Here is a 24,385-nt window from a genome sequence, read left to right as displayed (position 1 = left end):
CGGAACTGTCCCGCGGCCCGGCCTCAGCTGTCGTAGTCTATCACATGCCGAAGCTGCTTTTCGTATTCCAGCGCCTTGCCGGTGCCGAGCGCCACACAATTCAGTGACTGGTCGGCGATGGAGATCGACAGCCCGGTCTGTTCGCGCAGCGCCAGGTCCAGATCGCCCAGGAGGGCGCCGCCGCCGGTCAGCATCACGCCCCGGTCGACGATGTCGGCGGCAAGGTCGGGAGGTGTCGCTTCCAGCGCGATCATCACCGCCTCGCAGATCTGCTGCACCGGTTCGGCCAGCGCCTCGGCCACCTGCGCCTGGTTGATCTCGGTTTCCTTCGGCACGCCGTTCAGCAGGTCGCGGCCCCGGATCAGCATCGAGGCGCCGCGCCCGTCATCGGGCATCCGCGCCGTGCCGATCGAGGTCTTGATCCGCTCGGCGGTGGATTCGCCCACCAGCAGGTTCTGCTGGCGGCGCAGGTAGGAGATGATCGCCTCGTCCATGCGGTCGCCGCCGACGCGGACCGACCGCGCATAGACGATGTCGCCAAGGCTCAGCACCGCCACCTCGGTCGTGCCGCCGCCGATATCGACGACCATGCTGCCGGTGGGGTCGGTGATCGGCATGCCCGCGCCGATGGCCGCGGCGATGGGTTCGGCGATCAGCCCGGCGCGGCGGGCGCCCGCCGACAGCACCGACTGCCGGATCGCCCGCTTTTCCACCGGGGTCGCGCCATGGGGCACGCAGACGATGACCTTGGGCTTGGTGAAGGTGGTGCGCTTGTGGACCTTGCGGATGAAATGCTTGATCATCTCTTCGGCAACGTCGAAATCGGCGATGACGCCGTCGCGCATCGGGCGGATCGCCTCGATGCTGCCCGGGGTGCGGCCCAGCATCAGCTTGGCATCCTCGCCCACGGCCAGAACCTGCTTCTTGCCGTCCTTGACGTGGTAGGCGACCACCGACGGCTCGTTCAGGATGATGCCGCGCCCTTTCACGTAGACCAGCGTGTTCGCCGTACCGAGGTCGATCGCCATGTCCGACGAGAAGAGACCGCCAAAACCTGCCATGTGCCGTTCCTGCCTGAATTCCCCAAGGACCCGCGACTCGGGCCTGCCCCGTGCCCGCTGTCCCCGATCCGCGTCCTTATAGGCATGCGCGGTGCAAGGCGAAAGGCCCGGCACCGCGCGGCTCGGCGGCAAATCGCCCCCCGCTTCCCCTTACGAGGCGCTGAGGTAGCTGACGCCCTTCACATCCGCGTCGGGCGCCGTCTTCTCGCGCCGGACCCGCAGCCGGTTCAGCGCGCCGACATAGGCCTTGACGCTGGCGAGGATGGTGTCGGTATCCGAGGCGGAGCCGGTGACGATGCGCCCGTCCTCCTCCATCCGCACGCTGACGGTGGCCTGCGCATCCGTCCCCTCGGTCACCGCATGCACCTGATACAGCTGCAGCCGCGCCTCGTGCGGATAGATCGCGCGCACGGCCTTGAAGGCCGCGTCCACCGGCCCGTCGCCCGAGGTTTCGGCCGACTGCTCGACGCCATCGACCATCATCCGGATTTCCGCCGCCTGACCTTCGGTGCCGCAGATCACCCGCAGCCATTTCACCTGCAGGAAGTCGGTGCTGGTATTGGCCGCCTGATCGGCCATCAGCGCCACCAGATCCTCGTCGTAGATCTCCTTCTTGCGGTCGGCCAGCGCCTTGAACCGCACGAAGACGTCGTTCAGCTGGTTCTCGGCCAACTCGAACCCCAGATCGTGCAGCTTCGCCCGCAGCGCGGCGCGGCCCGAATGCTTGCCCATGGCGATATTGGTCTCGGTCAGGCCGATATCGGCGGGACGCATGATCTCGAACGTCTCGACGTTCTTCAGCACCCCGTCCTGATGGATGCCGCTTTCGTGCAGGAAGGCGTTCTTGCCGACGATGGCCTTGTTGAACTGCACCGGAAAGCCCGAGACCTGCGCCACCCGGCGGCTGAGCCCCATGATCTTCGTGGTGTCGATCCCGGTGCGGTAGGGCATCAGGTCGCGCCGGACCTTCAGCGCCATCACCACCTCTTCCAGCGCGGTGTTGCCGGCGCGCTCGCCCAGGCCGTTGATCGTGCATTCGATCTGCCGCGCGCCTGCCGACACCGCGGCCAGGCTGTTGGCCGTGGCCATGCCCAGATCGTTGTGGCAATGGGTGGCAAAGATCACCTCGTCGGCCCCCGGCACCCGTTCCAGCAGCATCGCGATGATCTCGCCGCTTTCGGTGGGCAGGGTGTAACCTACGGTGTCGGGGATGTTGATGGTGGTGGCGCCGGCCTTGATCGCGGTTTCCACCACCCGGCACAGATAGTCGCGTTCGGTGCGGATCGCGTCCATCGGCGACCATTGCACGTTGTCGCAGAGGTTGCGCGCATGGGTCACGGTGTCGTGGATGCGCGTCACCATCTCGTCCTGCGTCAGCTTGGTGATGTCGCGGTGCAGCGGCGAGGTGCCGATGAAGGTGTGGATGCGCGGGGCGCGCGCGTGGCGGATCGCCTCCCAGCAGCGGTCGATATCCTTGTAGTTCGCGCGGGCGAGGCCGCAGATCACCGACCGCCGGGCGTTCTTCGCGATCTCGCTGACGGCGGCGAAATCGCCTTCCGAGGCGATGGGAAAGCCGGCCTCGATGATGTCCACGCCCATCTCGTCCAGCAGCTGGGCGATCTCCAGCTTCTCGGCATGGGTCATGGTCGCGCCGGGCGACTGTTCGCCATCGCGCAGGGTGGTGTCGAAGATCAGCACGCGGTCCTTGTCGGCGGCGGCGGGCGATTGAATGGGGGTATCGGTCATCGGATCACTCCGGGTCTGTCTGCTTCTGGGCCTGGGTCTGGTCCGGCGCTGGTCACCTCCGAGCGGTCGCGCCGGAAGGCACGCTCAGAGGCGGCTAAGAAGAAGCAGACCACGGGGAAGCAGGGCGAGGGGTTCGCCCGATGCGCAAAGGATATGCGGTGCCCGTGTCATGGTGCTGAACCTACAGGCGCCCCGGGTCGATTGCAAAGGGAAATTCCGCAGCGTCAGCCGAACCTTGGCCGGGCCCGCGCGTTTGATCCGCGAAGCCGCGCCTGCCGTATCGAGTTACAGGAGGACAGTATGCGAAGTCTGGTCATCGGGGCGTCGGGCGGGATCGGGGCGGCGCTGGCGGCAGAGCTTGCCCTGCGGGGCGAGACGCTGGGCCTGTCCCGCAGCGCGGACGGGATCGACGTGACCGACGAGGCGAGCATCGCCGACGCGCTCGCCAGGCTCGACGCGCCTTTCGACCTGATCGTGGTGGCGACCGGCCAACTGGGCACGCCGGAAAAATCGCTGCGCGGCTTCGAGGCGGCGGAGCTTGCCCGGCAGGTCGCGGTCAACGCCGCCGGGCCGCTTCTGGTGCTGAAGCACGGGCTGAGGCTGCTGCACCGCGACCGGCGCGCGGTCTTCGCGGCCCTGTCGGCGCGGGTGGGGTCGATCGGCGACAACTCGCTGGGTGGCTGGTATTCCTACCGCGCCGCCAAGGCCGCGCTGAACCAGCTGCTGCGCTCCGCGGCGATCGAGGTCGGCCGGACCCATCCGCAGGCCGTGATCGCGGGGCTCCATCCCGGCACCGTCGAGACTGCCTTCACCGCCGGCTATGCCCAGCCCAAGGTGTCGCCGGCGCTGGCGGCGGCACGACTGGTGGCGGTGATGGACGCGCTCGGTCCCGAACAAAGCGGCGGCTTCGTGGATTACAGCGGGGCGACCATCCCCTGGTAGGGCCGGCACGGCAGGAGGCTGCATGACAGCGAACAGGACCGCCATCGTCACCGGCGGGGCGCAAGGCATCGGTCGCGCCTTGGTCCGGCGGCTGTCGGAGGCAGGCTGGCAGGTCGCGGCGCTGGACATCGACGCGGCGGCGCTGGCGGAACTGGACGGCTGGCCCGGCGTCCGGCCCATCCGCTGCGACCTGGGGTCCGAACCCGCGATCCGCGCGGCGGTGGCCGCGGCGGGCTTCGACCGGCTCGACCTGCTGGTGAACAATGGCGGCCCGGCGGACCCGGTCTCGGGCCCGCTGGAGGAGATGACGCTCGACGCCTGGAACGGCTGGATCGGCCCGCACCTGACCGGGGCCTTCCTGATGGTGCGCGACTGTCTGCCGGCGCTGCGGGCGGGGCAGGGGGCGGTGGTCAACATCGCCTCGACCCGCGCCTTCATGTCGGAACCCGACACCTATGGCTATGCCGCGGCGAAGGGCGGGCTGGTGGCGCTGACCCATGCGCTGGCGGTCGGGCTGGGCCCCGCGGTGCGGGCGAATGCCGTGGCCCCGGGCTGGATCGAGACGACGGCGTGGCAGAAGGGCGATCCGTCGCCTGCCGACCTGTCGGAACAGGACCACGCCCAGCATCCGGCCGGGCGGGTGGGCCGTCCCGACGACATCGTCGATGCGGTCCTCTATCTGGCGGATGCGGGCTTCGTCACCGGGCAGGTGATCGTCGTGGACGGCGGCATGACCCGCAAGATGATCCATGCCTGAACCCGCCGCACCGCGGCTGATCCTCGTCCTCGGCGACCAGCTGACGCCCGACATCGCCGCGCTGAAGGCCGGCGACCCCGCCCGCGATCTGGTGGTGATGGCCGAGGTGATGACCGAAGCCACCTATGTCCGGCACCATCCGAAGAAGATCGCCTTCCTCTTCGCCGCGATGCGCCGCCATGCCGAGGCGCTGCGCAGGGCGGGCTGGCGCGTCGCCTATGCAAGGCTCGACGATCCGGACAATGCCCAGTCGATCCCCGGCGAGTTGCTGCGCCATGCCGGGGCCGAGGGCGCGCAGACGGTGCTGGCGACCGAACCGGGGGAATGGCGGCTGATCCAGGCGCTGCAGGCCCTGCCGCTCGAGGTCACGATCCTGCCCGACGACCGCTTCTTCTGTTCCGGCGCGGAGTTCGCCCGATGGGCCGAGGGGCGCAAGGCGCTGCGGATGGAGTGGTTCTATCGCGAGATGCGGCGCCGGACCGGCTATCTGATGGCGGGGCGCGAGCCGGTGGGCGGGCGCTGGAACTATGACAGCGAGAACCGCAAGCCCGCGGCGCCCGACCTGTTCCGCCAGGCGCCGCCGCGCTTCGACGCCGACGCGCTGACCGAAGAGGTGCTGGATCTGGTCGAGGCGCGCTTCGGCGACCATTTCGGCGACCTGCGGCCCTTCACCCATGCGACGGACCGGGCGGGGGCGCTGCGTCTGTTGCGGCATTTCATCGACCATGCCCTGCCGGAATTCGGCCCCTACCAGGACGCGATGCTGTCGGATGACGGGGTGCTGAACCATTCGCTGCTGTCGCCCTACATCAACGCGGGGCTGCTGTCGGCGCGCGAGGTCTGCGACGCGGCGCAGGCGGCCTTCGACGCGGGCAGGGTGCCGATCCAGTCGGCGGAGGGCTTCATCCGGCAGATCCTCGGCTGGCGCGAATTCGTGCGCGGGGTCTATTTCCTCGAAGGCCCGGACTATCCCCGCCGCAACGTGCTGCGCCATGACCGGGCGCTGCCGCCGCTTTACTGGGGGGCGCCCACGCGGATGAACTGCCTGGCCCATGCGGTGCGCCAGACGCAGCAGACCGCCCACGCCCATCACATCCAGCGGCTGATGGTGACGGGCAACTTCGCGCTGCTGGCCGGGGTGGACCCGCATCAGGTGCATGAATGGTATCTGGAGGTCTATGATGACGCCTATGAATGGGTCGAGGCGCCGAACACCGTGGGCATGAGCCAGTTCGCCGATGGCGGCGTGGTCGGGTCGAAACCCTATGTCAGTTCCGGCGCCTATATCGACCGGATGTCCGACTATTGCGGCGCCTGCCACTATCGGGTGAAGGATCGCAGCGGCCCGCGCGCCTGCCCGTTCAACCTGCTCTACTGGGCCTTCCTCGACCGGCACCGCGACCGCTTCGCCGCCAATCCGCGCATGGCCCAGATCTACCGCAACTGGGACAGGATGGAGGCCGGCCATCGCACGACGGTGCTGGCCGAGGCAGGCGCGTTCCTTGCGCGGCTGGACGCGGGCGAGCCGGTGTGACCTAGCCCGGCCCGTCCCGCAGCCAGCCCGCGTCGAACTCCACCCGCTCGCAGCCCGCGAACCGGGCCAGCCGGTCCAGTTCCGCCTCCAGCCGCTGCGACCGGCCCGCGCCCATCCGCACCCCGGGCTCGGGCCAGAAGGCCGCGACGCGCAGGCAGCCCTCGGCGCGGCGGGCGCGGGCATCGACGCGGCCGATCAGCCGGTCCCCCTCCATCACCGGAAAGACGTAATAGCCCCATCGCCGCTTCGCCTCGGGCACGAAGATCTCGATGCGGTAGTGAAAGCCGAACAGCCGTTCGGCCCGCGCCCGGTCGCGCAGCGCGGGATCGAAGGGCGACAGGATCCGCACCCGGCCCGGCGGTTCGGGCGCGGCCTCGGCCGCGGCGCGCCAGCCGGGCCGGGCAAACGCGCGGCGCGGGCTGCCATCCGCGCCCTCGACCCGGATCGGTTCGATCTCGCCCCGCGCCAGCGCGTCATGGCACCAGTCCTTCGCCTCTTCGGGCGTGACCTTGGCCCAGAAGGCCGCGATCTCGCCCGAGGTGGCAAAGCCCAGCCTGTCCAGCGCCGCGCCGCAGGCCCAGTCGATCACCGCCGTATCCTCCGGCGGATCGGTCGCGGGATAGACCCGTTCCGCCAGATCGTAGACCTTGGTGAACCCGTCGCGGCGCGTCACCGCCAGCCGCCCGGTATGCCACAGGAATTCCAGCGCCGTCTTCGACGGATGCCAGTTCCACCAGCCCGCCTCGCGCGGGGTGTCGTCGGACAGGTCGCCCCCGGCGACCGGCCCGCCATCGCGGATGCGGTCCAGCACCGCGTCGAGCTGCCCCTCGAACTCCGCCCCCTGCCACTCGCGCCAGCGGGCCCGGATGCGCGCCTCGCTGCGACGGAACCGCATCTGCCAGAAGGGCAGGAAGTCCACCGGGATCGCCGCGGCGTCATGGGTCCAGTGCTCGAACAGCGCCCGGTCCCGTTCCAGCAACCCCCGCAGCGCGGCGGGGCGGTAGGCCGGGCGGCGTGACCACAGGATCATGTGATGCGCCCGTTCCACCGTGTTCACGCTGTCGATCTGCACGAAGCCCAGCCGGTGGATCAGCGCCAGCAGATCGGCCCCCTTCGCCGGGCCGGAGGGAGCCTCGGCCAGTGCGTGCCGGTCGAGGAACAGCCGCCGCGCGAGCGGATTGGGCAGCAGGTCGGTCACGGGACGGGGGCCTTTCGCGGACGGGGTGCTTGCAGGATGCCGGGCGGACTGCCGGGGCGGGCAGAATAGGCCGCCCGTCCCGCCGCGCAAGCGGTCAGGCCGCGGGCAGGTCCACGATGGCCGCCAGCCCGCCGCCCGGCGCCTCCTCCAGCAGCAGCCGGCCGCCATGGCGCGTGACGATCCGGTTGGCCAGCGCCAGCCCCAGCCCGCTGCCCCCGGAGGCGCGGTTCCGCGATGCCTCGCCGCGCTGGAACGGCTCCAGCATCCGGGCGCGGTCTTCGGCCGGAATGCCCGGCCCGTCATCCTCGATGATCAGCCGGTGCCGCGCGCCGCCCGGTTCGATCCGCAGCACAGCGCCGGTCGCATAGCTGCGGGCATTCTCGATCAGGTTCGACAGCGCACGTCCGATCAGCGCCGCGTTCCCCGCGATCCGCAGCGGGCGGCCGGGCTGCCGGTCCTCGACGGCGATCCCGGCGGCCTCGGCCAGCCCCCGCGCCAGCGCCCGCAGGTCCACCGCGCCGTCGAGCGTGGCGATGTCGGCGGCGGCAAAGCGAAAGGCCTCGTCCGCGACGCGCGCGATGTCGTCGATGTCCCGGCTCGCGGCATCGCGCAGGGCCGGGTCCAGCTTGCGCAGCCGCAGGGTCAGGCGGGCAAGCGGCGTGCGCATGTCATGCGACAGCGCGGCGATCATGTCGGTGCGGCTGCGGTCGGCCCGGGCGATGCGGTCCTGCATCTCGTTGAAGGTGGCGATCAGCCGGCGGATATCGGGGGCGCCGGCCTCTCGCAGCGGTTCGGGCGTCAGGCTGTGGCCGAACCGTCTGGCCGCCTGTCCCAGCCGGCGCAGGGGGCGCGTCTCGACCCAGACCGCGATCAGCGCGAAGGCGGCGATGCCCGCGGCAAGCGCGGCCGACAGCATTCCCAGCGGCAATCCCCCCAAGGTCAGGCCCAGCGTCCGCTGCCGCTGGATCACCAGCCATGTCCCGTCCGACAGCGCGACGGCGATGCGGATCCGTTCCGGGTTCAGCAGCGCGCGCAGGCGCGGCAGGCGTCCCTCGGGCGCGGGCACATCAACCCGCAGCTCGCGGTTTCCCAGCACCGCCGACACCTCCTGCAGGCGCTGGCGGAAGCCCGGCAGGTCCATGTCCTGCGGTCCGGGTTCGGCATCCGGCGGCGTGGCGCTCAGTTCGGCCCGCACCTGACTGTCGCCGAGCGCCCGCAACAGCAGCTGCCGCTCCTCGGGCGAGGCGCCGTCGAACAGCATCACCGTCGCCTCCAGCTGATCCGGGAAGGGCATCAGGCGCCGGTCCGGCACCGCCTCGCGCCGGTCGGCCAGATAGGCCGACAGCGCCAGCGCCTGCATCGCGAACATCGCCACCGCCAGCAGCAGGATCAGCCGTCCGCCCAGCCCCAGGCGGTTCATGCCCGGATCCGGCGCACGGGGGGCGCGAACATGTAGCCGCCGCCGCGCACCGTCTTCAGGATCTGCGGCTGGCCCGCGTCGTCGCCCAGCTTGCGGCGCAGCTTGGACACCTGCACATCGATGGCCCGGTCGAAGGGGCCGCCCGCCCGGCCGCGCGTCGCGTCCAGCAGCTGGTCACGGCTCAGCACCCGGCCGGGCGCCAGCACGAACTGCAAAAGCAGGTCGTATTCGCCCGAGGACAACCCCGCATCCGCGCCGCTGCGTCGGTCGATCAGCGCGCGGGCGGCAAGGTCCAGCCGCCAGTCGAGGAAATCGGCGACCTCGCGCGGCGCCTCGGCGGGCGGCGCGGCGCGGCGCAGCAGGGCCCGGATCCGCGCCAGCAACTCGCGCGGGTTGAAGGGTTTCGGCAGATAGTCGTCCGCGCCCAGTTCCAGCCCGATGATCCGGTCGATATCGGCGCCCCGCGCGGTCAGCATCAGGATGCGGAAGGGCACCTGCCCGGCCAGCCTGCGGCAGATCGACAGCCCGTCCTCGCCCGGCAGCATCAGGTCCAGCAGCAGCAGATCGGGCATGTCGCGCGCGAGGAAGGCATCGAGCGCGCGCCCGTCGGCCAGTTCGGCCACGGCGAAGCCCTCCTCCTCCAGCATCGCGGCGGTCAGGGCGCGCAGTTCGGCATCGTCCTCGACCAGGGCGATGCGGCGCGGGCTGTCCTCTGCGGGCGGGGCGATCTGCATGGGCGGAGGATACAATCGCGCCCCCGGCCGGAAAAGCGGGCGGACGGGTCGCTTTACAAAACGTCACACGACTTTGCGGGCCGCACATCCGCGCCTTACGCGGCGGTCCCAGATTGGCTGCATCGAGACACCAGACGGAGACGCCAGATGCGACCCACCCTTCACATCGTCACCCTCGCCGCCGCCCTGATCGCGACCGGCGCCCAGGCCCAGCCCTTCGGCGGCGGCCGTGCCATGCAGGCAATCGACACCAACGGCGACGGCGCGATCCAGCGCAGCGAGATCGAGGCGGTCAACGCCATGCGCTTCCAGCGGCTCGACGCGAATGGCGACGGCATGGTCACGCCGGCCGAATTCAACGGCAGCCTCGACCGGATGTTCGCCGCTGTCGACAGCAATGGCGACAACGCCATCAGCCGCGCCGAGATGGCCGCCAAGACCAGCGAGATGCGCGCGCTGGTCGGCATGGGCAACTGAACCCGACCTTCCCACCCCCCCCCGGCCCGCCACGGCCGCCCTATAGATGGAGACCGACATGACCTTTACCGCCCCCCGTATCCCGACGATCGCCCTTGTCCTGACGCTGGCCGCGCCCGCGGCGATGGCCCAGGTCAGCTATGACAGCACCGTGACCGGTCCGAACGGCAATTCCGCCTCGGCCTCGGGCAGCGCCAGCTATGACGCGGACACCGGCCGCACCCGCACCGGCACCGTCACCGGACCCAACGGCAACAGCTATGACCGCTCGACCACGGCCCAGTGCAGCGGCAATGGCAATGGCAGCGCCGATTGCAGCCGTACCAGCACCGCCGGCGACCATTCCCGCACCGTCGACCGTCGCCTGGGCGATGGCAGCGCCACCCGCCGGGTGACCAGCGAAGGCCCGAACGGCGGCAGCGCCACCCGCTGGATCCGCGTCACGCCCTGACCGGCCCGCTTTCCCGAACACCGGGCGTCCAGCCGCCCGGTCGTCCGGCGGCGCCTTCAGCATCCCTGTCCGCCGGACAGCCCCGCGGTGCCTTCGACGGTGCCGCGGGGTTTTTCACGCTCGCGGTCGCCTGCGACGGCGGCAGATGCCTAAAAACGCGGCGATCCTTCGCGCGGGGCTGCCGGCCCTGCCGGGCTTCGCGGGGGCGGGTGCAAAGCCTCTGGCGGGGTCCGCGCCTTCCGTGCCACGCTTTGCCGCAAGGAAACCAGCGGCGCGGGACCATGGCGATCAAGGCGAGCATCTACCACCTCACCCACTACATCTATGACCGCCCGGTCATTCTCGGCCCCCAGATCATCCGCCTGCGCCCGGCCCCGCACAGCCGCACGCGCGTGATCTCGCATTCGCTGAAGGTGGGGCCGGAGCCGCATTTCGTGAACCACCAGCAGGACCCCTACGGCAACTGGCTGGCGCGCTTCGTCTTCCCCGAGCCGGTGACCGAGCTGAAGATCGAGGTCGATCTGGTCGCCGACATGTCGGTCTACAATCCGTTCGACTTCTTCGTCGAGGACAGCGCCGAGACCTGGCCCTTCGACTATCCGCCGGACCTGATCGAGGATCTGGCGATCTATTGCAAGCCGGAACCGGGCGGGCCGCTGTTCAAGGCCTTCCTCGCCTCGATCCCGCGCGAGCGGACGCGCACCGTCGATTTCGTCGTCGGCCTGAACGCGCGGATCGCCAGCGAGATCGGCTATGTCATCCGGATGGAACCGGGCGTGCAGACGCCCGAGGAAACGCTGGAGAAGAAGCTCGCCTCCTGCCGCGATTCCTCGTGGCTGCTGGTCAACACGCTGCGCCATCTGGGCTTCGCCGCACGTTTCGTCTCGGGCTACCTGATCCAGCTGAAGCCCGACCTGAAGGCGCTGGACGGCCCGTCGGGGACCGAGGTGGATTTCACCGATCTTCATGCCTGGTGCGAGGTCTACCTGCCCGGCGCGGGCTGGATCGGGTTCGACCCGACCTCGGGCCTGCTGACCGGGGAAAGCCACATCCCGCTGGCCGCGACCCCGCATTTCCGCAACGCCGCGCCGATTTCCGGCGGCTTCTCGGCCACCGGCACGCCCGAGGTGGAATTCGACTTCGCCATGACGGTGGCGCGGGTCGCCGAACATCCGCGCATCACCAAGCCCTTCTCCGACGAGGCGTGGGAGGCGCTGAACGCGCTCGGCCGCGCCGTGGACGACCGGCTGGCCGCGGGGGATGTGCGACTGACGATGGGGGGCGAGCCCACCTTCGTGTCCATCGACGATTTCGAAAGCGAGGAATGGAACACCGCCGCCGTCGGCCCGACCAAGCGGATGCTGGCGGACCGGCTGATCCGGCGGTTGCAGGGCCGCTTCGCCCCGGGCGGCTTCCTGCATTACGGGCAGGGCAAGTGGTATCCGGGCGAAACCCTGCCGCGCTGGACCTTCTCGCTCTACTGGCGGGCGGACGGGCAGCCGGTCTGGGGCGATGCCGGCCTGATCGCCGACGAGGGCGTGGACCAGCAGGCGACGCCCCTGCAGGCGCAGGAACTGATCCGCGAGATCGCGGCGGAACTGGACGTGGGCGAGGAACATGTGATCCCTGCCTTCGAGGATCCGGCGGAATGGCTGGTGCGGGAGGCCAACCTGCCGCCCAATGTCACCCCCGAGAACAGCAGGCTGAAGGACCCCGAGGAACGCCACCGCATCGCGCGGGTCTTCGACCGCGGGCTGAACGTGCCCTCGGGCTTCGTTCTGCCGGTACAGCGCTGGCAGGCGCGGGCGGGCGGCCCTCGCTGGCGGTCGGAACGCTGGCGGCTGCGGCGGGGGCACATGTTCCTCGTGCCCGGCGACAGCCCGGTCGGCTATCGCCTGCCGCTCGACTCGCTGCCGTTCGTCCCCGCCTCGGCCTATCCCTATCTCAACCCCGCCGACCCGACGATCGACCGGCCGCCGCTGCCCGATTACGAACCCGTCGCGGCGGTCGAGGGGCGGCGGACGCAGCCCTTGGCCAGCTTCGTGCCCTCGGCCCCGCCGGCGGCCGGCTTCGTGCCCCAGGGCGCGCCCGAGATCGAGGGCTATGTGCGCACCGCCCTGTCGGTCGAGCCGCGGGACGGGCGGCTGTGCGTGTTCATGCCGCCGACGGTCTGGCTGGAGGATTATCTGGACCTGCTGCGCGCGGCCGAGGCGGCGGCGAAACGGCTGGGCCTGAAGGTGCATATCGAGGGCTATGCCCCGCCGCACGATCCGCGGCTGAACGTGATCCGGGTCGCGCCCGATCCCGGCGTGATCGAGGTGAACATCCATCCGGCCCACAACTGGCAGGACTGCGTCGCCACCACCGAGGCGATCTACGAGGAAGCGCGGCAGTGCCGGCTGGGCGCTGACAAGTTCATGATCGACGGCAAGCATACCGGCACCGGCGGCGGCAACCATGTCGTCGTGGGCGGCGTCACCCCGAACGACAGCCCCTTCCTGCGCCGGCCCGACCTGCTGCGCAGCCTGATCCTGCACTGGAACCGGCACCCCTCGCTCAGCTACCTGTTCTCGGGCCTGTTCATCGGGCCGACGAGCCAGGCGCCGCGCATCGACGAGGCGCGGCACGACAGCCTCTACGAGCTGGAGATCGCGCTGGCGCAGATCCCGTTCCCGGGGCAGGGGCAGGCGCCCTTCCCTTGGTTGACCGACCGGCTGCTGCGCAACCTGCTGACCGACGTGACCGGCAACACCCACCGGGCCGAGATCTGCATCGACAAGCTTTATTCCCCCGACGGGCCGACCGGCCGGCTGGGGCTGGTGGAGTTCCGGGGCTTCGAGATGCCGCCCAACGCGCGGATGAGCCTGGCCCAGCAACTGCTGATCCGGGCGCTGATCGCGCGGTTCTGGGAAAATCCGGCCGGCGGCAGCCTCACCCGCTGGGGCACGCAGCTGACCGACCGCTTCATGCTGCCGCATTACCTGTGGCTCGACTTCCTCGACGTGCTGGCCGACCTGCGCCGCCACGGCTTCGACCTGTCGCCCGACTGGTTCAAGGCGCAGGCGGAGTTCCGCTTTCCCTTCTGCGGCGAGGCAGAGTATGAAGGCGTCCACCTCGAACTGCGTCAGGCGCTGGAACCCTGGCATGTGCTGGGCGAGACGGGGGCGATCGGGGGGACGGTGCGCTATACCGACAGTTCGACGGAACGGATGCAGGTCCGGCTGACCGGGGCGGACACCGGCCGCTATATCGTCACCTGCAACCGCCGCCGGGTGCCGCTGCGGCCCGCGGGCACGGCGGGCGAGGCGGTGGCGGGCGTGCGGTTCAAGGCGTGGCAGCCCGCCTCGGCGCTGCATCCCGTCGTGCCGGTGCATGCGCCGCTGACCTTCGACGTCTTCGACAGCTGGACGGGCCATGCGCTCGGCGGCTGCGTCTATCACGTCGCGCATCCCGGCGGGCGCAACTACGACACCTTCCCGGTGAACGGCAACGAGGCCGAGGCCCGCCGCCTGTCCCGGTTCGAGCCGCATGGCCACAGCCCCGGCGGCTATTGGCCGGCCGAGGAGGCGGTGCATCCGGAATTTCCGATGACGCTCGACCTCAGGCGCCTGCCCGGGACCTGACGTCGTGCCGGAACGATCCGCCTTTCCGCCGATGCCGCCCGCCGGCCCGCCCTCCGACCCGGTCGCTGCCCTGCTCGGCGGCTATGCGCCGCTGCCGGGCGTGGCGGACGAGCTGGTGGACGGGCGGGGCCGGGTGCGGCCGGGCTGGCAGCCGCTGTTGCAGACGCTGGCCCGTCCGCCCGGCGAGGGCATCGCCGCCCGGATCGCCCGGGGCGACCAGTATCTGCGCGACGCGGGCGTGTTCTACCGGCTTTATGCCGAAAGCGGTTCCACCGAACGGGCCTGGCCGCTGAGCCATGTGCCCGTCGTCGTGCACGAGGCGGAATGGTCGCAGATCGCCCGTGGCCTCGCGCAGCGGGCGGATTTGCTGGAACAGGTGGTGGCCGATCTCTATGGCCCGGGGCGGCTGGTGGCCGAGGGGCATCTGCCGCCGCAACTGGTGGCGCAGAACCCGGAATGGCTGCGCGCGATGGTGGGCGTCACCCCGCGCAGCGGCCATTTCCTGCACATGATCGCCTTCGAGATCGGGCGCTCGCCGGACGGATCGTGGTTCGTTCTGGGTGACCGGACGCAGGCGCCCTCGGGCGCGGGCTTCGCGCTGGAAAACCGCATGGCCACCAGCCGCGTCTTCCCCGAGGCCTTCGCCGCGACCAATGTGCCACGGCTGGCCGGGTTCTTCCGCGCCTTCCGCGAGACGCTGATGGCGATGCGCGGCGCCAAGGCCCGGATCGGCATCCTGACGCCGGGGCCGATGAACGACACCTATTACGAACACACCTATATCGCCCGCTACCTCGGCTTCATGCTGCTGGAGGGCGAGGATCTGGTGGTGCAGGACGGCAGCGTGATGGTCCGCACCGTCGCCGGGCCGCAGCCGGTGGACGTGCTGTGGCGCAGGCTGGACGCGCGCTTTGCCGATCCCTTGGAACTGGACGGGCAGTCGCGCATCGGCACGCCGGGCCTCGTGTCGGCGGTGCGGGCCGGGCGGCTCGATCTGGTCAATGCGCTCGGCGCCGGGATCGTCGAGACGCGGGCCTTCCTCGCCTTCCTGCCGCGCATCTGCGAGGTGCTGACAGGGCAGCCGCTGATCCTGCCCAACATCGCCACCTGGTGGTGCGGCCAACCGGCCGAACGCGACTTCGTGCAGGAACATCTGGAACGGATGATGATCGGCCCGGCGCAAAGCTACCGGCTGCCCTTCGACGCCATCGACGGCACCGTGGCGGGCGACGCGGCCGATGCCGGCCAGCGCCGCGCCCTGCGCGCCCGGATCGCCGCCGAGGGGCCAAGCCTTGTCGGTCAGGAGGCGGTGACGCTGTCCACCACGCCCGCGCTGGTCGGCGGCAAGCTCGCCCCCCTGCCGATGAGCCTGCGCGCCTTTGCCGTGCGCACCCCCGAGGGCTGGCAGGTGATGCCCGGCGGCTATGCCCGCATCGGCCGCAGCCGCGACGCGACCGCCATCGCCATGCAGCGCGGCGGATCGGTCGCCGATGTCTGGGTCGCCTCGGATGCGCCGGTGCCCGCCGACACGATGGTGCCCGCCACGACCATGGTGCAGCGGACCGAGGTGGGCGGCCTGCCGTCGCGCGCTGCCGACAACCTGTTCTGGCTGGGACGCTATGTCGAGCGGGCCGAGGATGCGGTGCGCCTGCTGAGGGCCTGGCACCTGCGGCTGGCCGAAAGCGGCACGCCCGACCGGCCGCTGCTGAAGGCACTGGGCCAGTTCCTGCGGCTGCACGGCTTCGACCCGCAGGCGGGCTTCGCCGAGACGCTGGCCGCGCGGATCGAGGATGCGCGCGACTGCGCGGGCAAGGTGCGCGACCGGTTCTCGACCGATGGCTGGGTGGCGCTGTCCGATCTGGCGGTGGCGGCGCGCGCCATGTGCGGGCGCGATCTGGCGGGCGATGACGCGGCCCGCGCGCTCGGCGCCTTCCTGCGGCAGGTGTCGGGCTTTTCCGGGCTCGTCCATGACAACATGTATCGCTTCGCGGGCTGGCGCTTCCTGACGCTGGGCCGGGCGCTGGAACGGGCGAATGTCATGTCCTGGACGCTGGCGACCTTCGCCGATATCCGCGCCCCGGAAGGCGCGCTCGACCTTGCCGTGGAGCTGGGCGACAGCCTGATGACCCATCGCCGCCGCTATACCATCGGCACCAGCCGCGAGACGGTGGTGGACCTGCTGGCGCTGGATGGCGGCAACCCGCGTTCGGTCTTCTTCCAGATCTCCGAAATCCGCGACCAGGTGGCGCGGCTGCCCGGCGGCGATCGGCAGCCCATGGGCCGGCTGCCACGGCGGGTGCTGGAACTGCACACCTCGCTGGCGGTGCTGTCGCCGCCCGAGGTGACGACGACGCGGCTGTCTGGGCTGCGCAGCGCCACCGACGATCTGGCGGGGCTGATCGCCGAGACCTATTTCGGCTAGCGGATCGGGGGCGCAGGCGTGATCTACGACATCTCGGCTTCCATCGACTACAGCTATCAGGTTCCGGCGGTGCTGGGGCGGACCCTGCTGCGGCTGATGCCGGCGACGGTGCCCGGGGCGCAGCGACTGGTGGCCGGGGCGCTGTCGGTGACGCCCGGCCCGTCCGAACGCATCGACCGGGCGGATTTCTTCGGCAATGCTGTCACCGAACTGGCCTTTCGCACCGCCGCGCGCAGCACCGTCTTTCGCCTGCAGGCGCGGGTCGAGCGGCTGGCGCAGGCACCCTCGCTGGACCTGACCCCGCCCCTGGACCGGATCGCCGAGGAACTGCGCGCGGTGCCGTCGCTGGGACCGGACTCGCCCCACCATTTCCTCGGCGCGTCCGACCGGGTGCGCCCGCGCCGGGCGATCACCGCCTATGCCCGCACGATCCTGCCGGCCGGGGCGACGGCGCTGGCCGCGGTGCAGGCGGTGGGCCGGGCGCTGCATGCCGACATGCGCTTCGACGCGACGGCCACCACGGTCGAGACCGATCCCCTGCACGCCTTCACCGCGCGGCACGGCGTCTGCCAGGATTTCAGCCATGTGATGATCGCGGCGCTGCGGGGCCTGGGCATCCCCGCCGGCTATGTCAGCGGCTATCTGCGCACCCTGCCGCCCGCCGGAGAGGAGCGGCTGGCCGGGGCCGACGCGATGCATGCCTGGGTGCGGGCCTGGACCGGGATCGAGGGCGGCTGGGTCGAGTTCGATCCGACCAACGACCTGATGGTCGCCGCCGATCACGTGCTGGTGGCGGTCGGCCGCGACTATGACGACGTGGCGCCGGTGAAGGGCAGCCTGCGGATCGCGGGCGCGCAGGAAAGCCTGCAGCGGGTGGACGTGATCCCGCTCGGTCCGCGCGAGTCTGCGCAAATGCGATAGATGCCGCGCGATTTTTTGCAATTCCGCACAGAACGCGGAGGGCGCATCTTGAGGGCATCGCAACCCGGAGCCTGAAGATGCCCACCAGTGACGCCCCCCTGCAGATCGGCCATGTGGCGCTGACTGTGCGCGACCTGACCGCCCAGACCGAGTTCTACCGCCGCGGTATCGGGCTGGACCTTCTGTCCTCGGACGGGTCCGTGGCCCGGCTGGGCGCGGGCGGGCGGCTGCTGGTGGAACTGCGCGGCGACCCGGCGGCGCGGCCGGTCGATCCGGCCCAGGCGGGGCTGTTCCACACCGCCTTCCTGTTGCCGTCGCGGGATCATCTGGGCCGCTGGCTGCGCCATGCCGCCGAGACGGGCATCCGCCTGTCGGGCGCCTCGGATCACCGGGTCAGCGAGGCGCTGTATCTGGACGATCCCGAAGGCAACGGCATCGAGATCTATGTGGACCGGCCGAAATCCGACTGGCCGGTCACGCCCGAAGGCATCGCCATGACGACCGAGCGGCTGGATCTGGACCGGCTCGCGGCGGCGGCGACGTCCCCCTGGGCCGGAATGCCCGAGGACGGCACCGTCGGCCATGTGCATCTGCAATCCGGCGCGCTGGAGGGGACGGAGCCGTTCTGGGCCGGGATGCTGGGCCTGACGCTGACTGCCCGCTATCGCGGGGCGAACTTCTTCGGCGCGGGCGGCTATCACCACCACATCGGCACCAATGTCTGGAACAGCCGGGGCGCGGGGCCGCGGCCCGAGGGTCAAGCGGGTCTGGCGCTGCTGGCCCTGTCGGCCGACCCCGGCACTGCCCGCGACATCGCCGCGCGCGCCGGAATCGCGGCGGGCGAGGGCGGCTTCGATCTGGCCGATCCCTGGGGCATCCCGGTCCGCCTGCTGCCGCGCCAATAGGCGGCGCGCGGGTCCGCCGCCGACACGGATGCCGTTTTCGCGCGGCAAAGCGTCGCTTGCGCCATTCCCGCTTGCGCGACCGGGGCCCGCTCGGCTATCCGTCAGGCGTCAGGTCCGGGAGAATCCGGCCGCCCCCCGCCCGCCTCGGCAGGGGCAGGCCGGTGCCGAAGGAGCAACCGCCCCGGTAAACTCTCAGGCGCAAGGACCGGCCTGACCGTTGAACTCTGGAGAGTGGCGCGCGAGCCGCGCCCGCCGAAGGGCTAACAGCCTCAGGCCAAGGGACAGAGGGGGCATCGGAACGGGCAGGGCGATCCTGTCCGGGCGATGCCGGAGCGTGACGACCGGCGTGGATGGAAACGGAGGGCGGCGATGGCCGACCTGAAGCGAACCTGCCTGCACGGGCTGCATCTGGCGCAAGGGGCACGGATGGTGCCCTTCGCGGGCTGGGAGATGCCGCTGCACTATCCCGCCGGGCTGATGGCCGAACATCTGCACACCCGCGCCGCCGCCGGGCTGTTCGACGTGTCGCATATGGGGCAGGTGATCGTCGCCCCCGCCAGCGGCCGGCTGGAGGATGCGGCCCGCGCGCTGGAAACGGCCATGCCCGTCGATCTGCTGTCGCTGCCCGAGGGGCGGCAACGCTATGGCCTGCTGACGGGCGCGACTGGCGGCATCCTCGACGATCTGATGGTGGCGAACCGGGGGGATCACCTGTTCCTCGTGGTCAATGCCGCGCGCAAGGACCACGACATCGCGCATCTGCGGGCAATGCTGCCCGATTGCGACGTGGCCGAGGTGCCGGGACGTGCGCTTATCGCGCTGCAGGGGCCGGGGGCCGCCGCCGCGCTGACGCTGCTGGTGCCGGATGCCGGCGACTTTGCCTTCATGGATGTGGGCATCCGCCTGTGGCAGGGGGTCGAGCTGTGGATCAGCCGGTCCGGCTATACCGGCGAGGACGGGTTCGAGATTTCGGTGCCCGAGGCCTTTGCCGGGACGCTGGCCGAACGGCTGCTGGACCTGCCGGGCGTGGCGCCGGTGGGACTTGGCGCGCGCGACAGCCTGCGGCTGGAGGCGGGGCTGTGCCTCTACGGCCATGACATGGACGACGGCATCACGCCCGCCGAGGCGGGGCTGGGCTGGGCCATCCAGAAGGTGCGGCGCCGGGACGGTGCGCGCGCCGGCGGTTTCCCCGGCGCGGAGCGCATCCTTGCCGAGCTGGAGCACGGCCCGGCGCGGCGCCGCATGGGCCTGCGCCCCGAAGGCCGGGCGCCGCTGCGCGAGGGGGCCGAGATCTTTGCCGCCGCCGAGGGCGGGCAGCTCGTCGGCCGCGTCACCTCGGGCGGGTTCGGCCCGTCGGTCGGCGCGCCGGTGGCGATGGCGCTGCTGCCCGCGGACCTTGCCCCCGGCGATATCGTCTTCGGCGAATTGCGCGGCCGCCGCATTCCGGCGACCGTCGCCCCGCTGCCCTTCGTTCCCGCCCGTTTCAAGCGCTGATCCCGGAGCCAGACCAATGACCGTGAAATATACCGAAGACCATGAATGGCTGCGGCTGGACGGCGATTCCGTCACCGTCGGCATCACCGCCCATGCCGCCGAACAGCTGGGCGATGTCGTCTTCGTCGAGCTGCCCAAGGCCGGGCGGCAGGTGACGAAGGGCGATGAGGTGGTGGTGATCGAAAGCGTCAAGGCCGCCTCCGACATCCTCGCCCCGCTCGACGGCGAGGTGGTGGAGGTCAATGCGGCGCTGGCCGACGATCCGGCGCAGGTGAACAGCGATCCGACCGGCGCGGCCTGGATGTTCCGGCTGAAGATCGCCGATCCCGCCGCGCTGGACGCCTTCATGGACGAGGCGGCCTATCTGGCGCTGGTGGGCTGACGATGCCGGTATCGCCTTCGACCTACGACCCCTACGATTTCGCCAACCGCCGCCATATCGGTCCCTCGCCCGCCGAGATGGAGGAGATGCTGGCGGTGGTGGGGGTGCCGACGCTGGACGCGCTGATCGAGGAGACGGTGCCCGCCGCCCTGCGCCAGGCCGAACCGCTGGACTGGGCGCCGCTGGCCGAGCATGAGCTGCTGGCGCGGATGCGCGCGGTCGCGGCGAAGAACCGGGTCATGGCCTCGCTGATCGGGCAGGGCTATCACGGCACGGTCACGCCGCCCGCGATCCAGCGCAACATCCTGGAAAACCCCGCCTGGTACACGGCCTATACGCCCTACCAGCCGGAGATCGCGCAGGGCCGGCTCGAGGCTCTGCTGAACTACCAGACCATGGTCAGCGACCTGACCGGGCTGCCCGTCGCCAATGCCTCGCTCTTGGACGAGGGCACCGCCGCGGCCGAGGCGATGGCCATGGCCGAACGGGTGGCGAAGTCGAAGGCGCGGGCCTTCTTCGTCGAGGACAGCTGCCATCCGCAGACCATCGCCGTGCTGCGGACCCGGGCGCTGCCCCTGGGGATCGAGGTGGTGGTGGGCCCCGCCTCGGCGCTGGACCCGGCGGCGGTGTTCGGGGCGCTGTTCCAGTATCCGGGCACGCATGGGCATGTCCGCGACCTGACCGCCGACATCGCCGCGCTGCAGGGGGCGGGGGCGCTGGCGGTGGTGGCGACCGACCTGCTGGCCCTGTGCCTGCTGAAGGAGCCGGGCGCGATGGGCGCCGACATCGCCGTTGGCTCGTCGCAGCGCTTCGGGGTGCCGATGGGCTTCGGCGGGCCGCATGCCGCCTTCTTCGCCTGCCGCGATGCCTACAAGCGGGCGATGCCGGGCCGGATCGTCGGCGTGTCGGTCGATGCGCGCGGCAACCGCGCCTACCGTCTGGCGCTGCAGACGCGCGAACAGCATATCCGCCGCGAAAAGGCCACGTCGAACGTCTGCACCGCACAGGCGCTGCTGGCGGTGATGGCGGGCTTCTATGCGGTCTTCCACGGCGCCGCGGGGCTGCGCGCCATCGCGGAACGGGTGCATCTGACCACGCTGCGCGTGGCCCGCGCCCTTGCCGCCGCCGGGGCCGAGGTGGCGCCCGAATCCTTCTTCGACACGATCACGGTGCGGGTGGGCGTGGGGCAGGCCGGCATCCTCGCCGCTGCCGAACAGCGCGGGATCAACCTGCGCCGCGTCGGGCGCGACCGGGTGGGGATCAGCCTCGACGAGACGACCGACGAGGATGTGGTGACGCGGCTTCTGGATGCCTTCGGCATTTCCGAGCCCGCCCCCGCGGCCGAGGGCTGGGGCATTCCGCCCGCGCTGATGCGGCAGAGCGACTATCTGACCCATCCCGTCTTCCGCATGAACCGGGCGGAATCCGAGATGATGCGCTACATGCGCCGTCTGGCCGACCGCGACCTCGCGCTCGACCGGGCGATGATCCCGCTCGGCTCCTGCACGATGAAGCTGAACGCCGCGGCCGAGATGATGCCGCTGACCTGGCCGGAATTCGGAGCGCTGCATCCCTTCGCCCCCGCGCATCAGACGCAGGGCTATGCCGAGGCGATCGCCGACCTGTCGGAAAAGCTGTGCGCGATCACCGGCTATGACGCCTTTTCGATGCAACCCAATTCCGGCGCGCAGGGGGAATATGCGGGGCTGTTGACGATCCAGGCCTGGCACCGCGCGCGGGGCGAGGCGCATCGCGACATCTGCCTGATCCCGGTTTCGGCCCATGGCACCAACCCGGCCTCGGCGCAGATGGCGGGGATGCGGGTGGTGCCGGTGAAATCGGCCCCGAACGGCGATATCGACCTCGACGACTTCCGCGCCCGGGCCGAGGCGGCGGGCGACCGGCTGGCCGCCTGCATGATCACCTATCCCTCGACCCATGGCGTGTTCGAGGAAACGGTGCGCGAGGTGGCCGCGATCACCCACCGCTTCGGCGGACAGGTCTATATCGACGGCGCCAACATGAACGCGATGGTGGGGCTGGTGAAGCCCGGCGAGATCGGCGGCGATGTCAGCCACCTGAACCTGCACAAGACCTTCGCCATTCCGCATGGCGGCGGCGGGCCGGGCATGGGGCCGATCGGGGTGAAGGCGCATCTGGCGCCCTATCTGCCGGGGCATCCGGAAACCGGCGGGCTGGAAGGCCCGGTCAGCGCCGCGCCTTGGGGATCGGCCTCGATCCTGCTGATCTCTTGGGCCTATTGCCTGATGATGGGCGGGGCCGGGCTGACGCAGGCGACGCGGGTGGCGATCCTGAACGCCAACTATATCGCGGCGCGGCTGAAGAGCGCCTATCCGGTGCTGTTCATGGGCAACCGGGGCCGGGTCGCGCATGAATGCATCCTCGACACAAGACCCTTCGCCGAGGCGGGCGTGACGGTGGACGATATAGCCAAGCGGCTGATCGACAACGGCTTTCACGCACCGACGATGAGCTGGCCGGTGGCGGGGACCCTGATGGTGGAACCGACCGAGAGCGAGACCAAGGCCGAGATCGACCGGTTCGTGACCGCGCTGCTGGCGATCCGGGACGAGATCGCGGCGGTGGAACGGGGCGAGATCGCCGCCGCCGACAGCCCGCTGCGCCACGCGCCCCACACGGTCGAGGATCTGGTGGCCGACTGGGACCGCGCCTATGGCCGCGAGCAGGGCTGCTTCCCGCCCGCCAGCTTCCGGGTGGACAAGTACTGGCCGCCGGTGGGCCGGGTGGACAATGCCTGGGGCGACCGCAACCTGACCTGCATCTGCCCGCCGGTAGAGGCCTACGGGCAGGCGGCGGAGTGACATTTCGCCCGCCCCGGACCGGCCGGGGCGGGTGGACATCGGCAGGCTAATGCCGAACCTTGCCTCCGACGAAGGCCCGGCCTCCCCGCCGGGTCATCCTTCCGGGAGGCCCCATGCTGAACATCCTGTCGCGGCCGATGGTCCGCATCGTCGAACGCTACCTGCCCGATCCCTATATCTTCGTCGCGATCCTGACGCTGGTCGTCATGGCGGCGGCGGTGATTTTCGAGGCGCAGTCGCCCCTGGCCGTGATCGGCATGTGGGGCGACGGGTTCTGGTCGCTGCTGCAATTCGCGATGCAGATGCTGCTGGTGCTGGTGACGGGCTACATGATGGCCTCCACCCCGCTGGTCCGGCGCGGGCTGCAGGCGCTGGCCGGCATGGCGGCCTCGCCCGGCGCGGCGATCCTCATGGTCAGCTATGTCAGCCTTGTCGCCAGCTGGGTGAACTGGGGCTTCGGTCTGGTGGTGGGCGCGCTCTTCGCCAAGGAAATCGCCCGCAAGGTGCGGGTCGACTACCGGCTGCTGGTGGCCTCGGCCTATTCGGGCTTCCTCGTCTGGCATGGCGGGCTGGCCGGGTCGGTGCCGCTGGCCATCGCCACCGCCGGCCACCCGTTCGAGGCGCTGATGGGCGTGGTGCCGACCTCGGCCACCATCTTCGCGCCCTTCAACCTGGTCATCGTCGCGGCGCTGTTCGTGGTGGTGCCGCTGGTCAACCGGATGATGATGCCGCGCCCGGGGGAAGAGGTCTTCGTCGATCCGAAGCTGCTGGACGAGGCGCCGCCGCCCGCGGCGACCGGCACCACCCCGGCCGAGCGAATGGAGAACAGCCGCATCCTGACCTGGCTGATCGGCCTGGGCGGCGTGGCCTGGCTGGTGCAGTACTTCCTGTCCGCGGGCTCGCTGACGCTGAACGTGGTGAACTTCCTGTTCCTGATGGCGGCGATCCTGCTGCACGGCACGCCGCGCCGGCTGCTCGCCAGCCTGAACGAGGCGATGAAGGGCGGGGCGGGCATCGTCATCCAGTTCCCCTTCTATGCCGGGATCATGGCGATCATGGTATCCTCGGGGCTGGCGGAGACGATTTCCGAACGGCTGGTGGCGCTGGCCACCCCCGCGACCTTCCCGTTCTGGACCTTCCTCAGCGCCGGCATCGTCAACTTCTTCGTGCCCTCGGGCGGCGGGCAATGGGCGGTGCAGGCGCCGGTCATCCTGCCCGCGGCCGAGGCGCTGGGCGTCGATTTCGCCCGCGCCGCGATGGCGGTGGCCTGGGGCGATGCCTGGACGAACATGGTGCAACCCTTCTGGGCGCTGCCGATCCTGGGGATCGCCGGGCTGAAGGCGAAGGATATCATGGGGTTCTGCGTGCTGCACCTGGTGCTGAGCGGCATCGTGATCTCGCTGGGGCTGGTCTTCGTCTGACGGCACCTTGCAGGGGGTGGCGACGAGGCCGATATATTCCCGGAACGGAATGTG

Annotated in this window: 18 protein-coding genes and 1 riboswitch; of the genes, 13 read left to right on the top strand and 5 right to left on the bottom strand. The window is 70.6% G+C overall.

What is annotated here, in order from left to right; genetic code table 11:
• Positions 1–23 precede the first annotated feature (23 nt).
• Together EEY80_RS01560 and EEY80_RS01555 are read right to left on the bottom strand one after the other, a co-directional pair.
• Entirely contained in the window at positions 24–1,061 is a 1,038-nt protein-coding gene (locus tag EEY80_RS01560) for a rod shape-determining protein (RefSeq protein ID WP_126974793.1), read from the bottom strand.
• Between the two features lie 150 nt (positions 1,062–1,211).
• Positions 1,212–2,807, bottom strand: coding sequence for a 2-isopropylmalate synthase (locus EEY80_RS01555; protein WP_126974792.1), 1,596 nt, complete (start codon positions 2,805–2,807; stop codon positions 1,212–1,214).
• Between the two features lie 300 nt (positions 2,808–3,107).
• Here EEY80_RS01555 and EEY80_RS01550 point away from each other — a divergent pair, with 300 nt between their 5' ends.
• Genes EEY80_RS01550 through EEY80_RS01540 form a run of 3 tightly spaced genes read left to right on the top strand, consistent with a single transcriptional unit; the run spans position 3,108 to position 6,040 of the window.
• Positions 3,108–3,749, top strand: coding sequence for an SDR family NAD(P)-dependent oxidoreductase (locus EEY80_RS01550; protein WP_126974791.1), 642 nt, complete (start codon positions 3,108–3,110; stop codon positions 3,747–3,749).
• Between the two features lie 22 nt (positions 3,750–3,771).
• Positions 3,772–4,506 carry an SDR family oxidoreductase gene (locus EEY80_RS01545; RefSeq protein WP_126974790.1) on the top strand — a complete coding sequence of 245 codons (735 nt, stop codon included), beginning with the start codon at positions 3,772–3,774 and terminating at the stop codon, positions 4,504–4,506.
• Complete coding sequence (locus EEY80_RS01540; RefSeq protein WP_126974789.1) at positions 4,499–6,040, top strand: cryptochrome/photolyase family protein; 1,542 nt, start codon at positions 4,499–4,501, stop codon at positions 6,038–6,040. The genes EEY80_RS01545 and EEY80_RS01540 overlap by 8 nt, the downstream gene beginning before the upstream one ends.
• Position 6,041: 1 nt before the next feature.
• On the opposite strand, the gene EEY80_RS01535 is transcribed toward EEY80_RS01540, so the two are convergent.
• The 3 genes from EEY80_RS01535 to EEY80_RS01525 form a co-directional block, all read right to left on the bottom strand.
• Positions 6,042–7,238: a winged helix-turn-helix domain-containing protein gene (locus EEY80_RS01535; protein WP_235829674.1), complete on the bottom strand. Its 1,197-nt coding sequence runs from the start codon at positions 7,236–7,238 to the stop codon at positions 6,042–6,044.
• Positions 7,239–7,332: 94 nt separating this feature from the next.
• Positions 7,333–8,658 carry an ATP-binding protein gene (locus EEY80_RS01530; RefSeq protein ID WP_235829673.1) on the bottom strand — a complete coding sequence of 442 codons (1,326 nt, stop codon included), beginning with the start codon at positions 8,656–8,658 and terminating at the stop codon, positions 7,333–7,335.
• A complete protein-coding gene (locus EEY80_RS01525) occupies positions 8,655–9,407 on the bottom strand; it encodes a response regulator (protein ID WP_328590478.1) in 753 nt (250 codons plus the stop codon). The genes EEY80_RS01530 and EEY80_RS01525 overlap by 4 nt, the downstream gene beginning before the upstream one ends.
• A 132-nt stretch (positions 9,408–9,539) precedes the next feature.
• Here EEY80_RS01525 and EEY80_RS01520 point away from each other — a divergent pair, with 132 nt between their 5' ends.
• The 10 genes from EEY80_RS01520 to EEY80_RS01475 all read left to right on the top strand — a co-directional run bounded on the left by EEY80_RS01520 (position 9,540) and on the right by EEY80_RS01475 (position 24,331).
• Positions 9,540–9,869 carry an EF-hand domain-containing protein gene (locus EEY80_RS01520; RefSeq protein WP_126974787.1) on the top strand — a complete coding sequence of 110 codons (330 nt, stop codon included), beginning with the start codon at positions 9,540–9,542 and terminating at the stop codon, positions 9,867–9,869.
• Positions 9,870–9,927: 58 nt separating this feature from the next.
• Positions 9,928–10,320 carry a hypothetical protein gene (locus EEY80_RS01515; protein ID WP_126974786.1) on the top strand — a complete coding sequence of 131 codons (393 nt, stop codon included), beginning with the start codon at positions 9,928–9,930 and terminating at the stop codon, positions 10,318–10,320.
• 281 nt (positions 10,321–10,601) lie between these two features.
• Positions 10,602–13,943, top strand: coding sequence for a transglutaminase family protein (locus tag EEY80_RS01510; protein WP_126974785.1), 3,342 nt, complete (start codon positions 10,602–10,604; stop codon positions 13,941–13,943).
• A gap of 31 nt (positions 13,944–13,974) precedes the next feature.
• Positions 13,975–16,365, top strand: coding sequence for a circularly permuted type 2 ATP-grasp protein (locus EEY80_RS01505; protein ID WP_126975080.1), 2,391 nt, complete (start codon positions 13,975–13,977; stop codon positions 16,363–16,365).
• An 18-nt stretch (positions 16,366–16,383) separates the two neighbouring features.
• Positions 16,384–17,286: a transglutaminase family protein gene (locus EEY80_RS01500; RefSeq protein ID WP_126974784.1), complete on the top strand. Its 903-nt coding sequence runs from the start codon at positions 16,384–16,386 to the stop codon at positions 17,284–17,286.
• A 77-nt stretch (positions 17,287–17,363) separates the two neighbouring features.
• Entirely contained in the window at positions 17,364–18,191 is an 828-nt protein-coding gene (locus tag EEY80_RS01495; protein ID WP_126974783.1) for a VOC family protein, read from the top strand.
• A gap of 214 nt (positions 18,192–18,405) precedes the next feature.
• A riboswitch (glycine riboswitch) is annotated at positions 18,406–18,486 on the top strand.
• A gap of 74 nt (positions 18,487–18,560) precedes the next feature.
• The gene (gene gcvT / locus EEY80_RS01490) at positions 18,561–19,685 is read left to right on the top strand and encodes a glycine cleavage system aminomethyltransferase GcvT (RefSeq protein ID WP_126974782.1); all 1,125 of its coding nucleotides are present in this window, start codon (positions 18,561–18,563) and stop codon (positions 19,683–19,685) included.
• A 22-nt stretch (positions 19,686–19,707) separates the two neighbouring features.
• The gene (gcvH, locus tag EEY80_RS01485; protein ID WP_126975079.1) at positions 19,708–20,067 is read left to right on the top strand and encodes a glycine cleavage system protein GcvH; all 360 of its coding nucleotides are present in this window, start codon (positions 19,708–19,710) and stop codon (positions 20,065–20,067) included.
• A gap of 2 nt (positions 20,068–20,069) precedes the next feature.
• Positions 20,070–22,910, top strand: coding sequence for an aminomethyl-transferring glycine dehydrogenase (gene gcvP, locus EEY80_RS01480; RefSeq protein ID WP_126974781.1), 2,841 nt, complete (start codon positions 20,070–20,072; stop codon positions 22,908–22,910).
• A gap of 113 nt (positions 22,911–23,023) precedes the next feature.
• Entirely contained in the window at positions 23,024–24,331 is a 1,308-nt protein-coding gene (locus tag EEY80_RS01475; protein WP_126974780.1) for a short-chain fatty acid transporter, read from the top strand.
• Positions 24,332–24,385: the final 54 nt, after the last annotated feature.

Source organism: Frigidibacter oleivorans (genome assembly GCF_003993775.1).
GTDB lineage: Bacteria > Pseudomonadota > Alphaproteobacteria > Rhodobacterales > Rhodobacteraceae > Frigidibacter > Frigidibacter oleivorans.
Note: the sequence above shows the minus strand (reverse complement) of the source record. Positions and strands in the feature narration are given on the sequence as shown.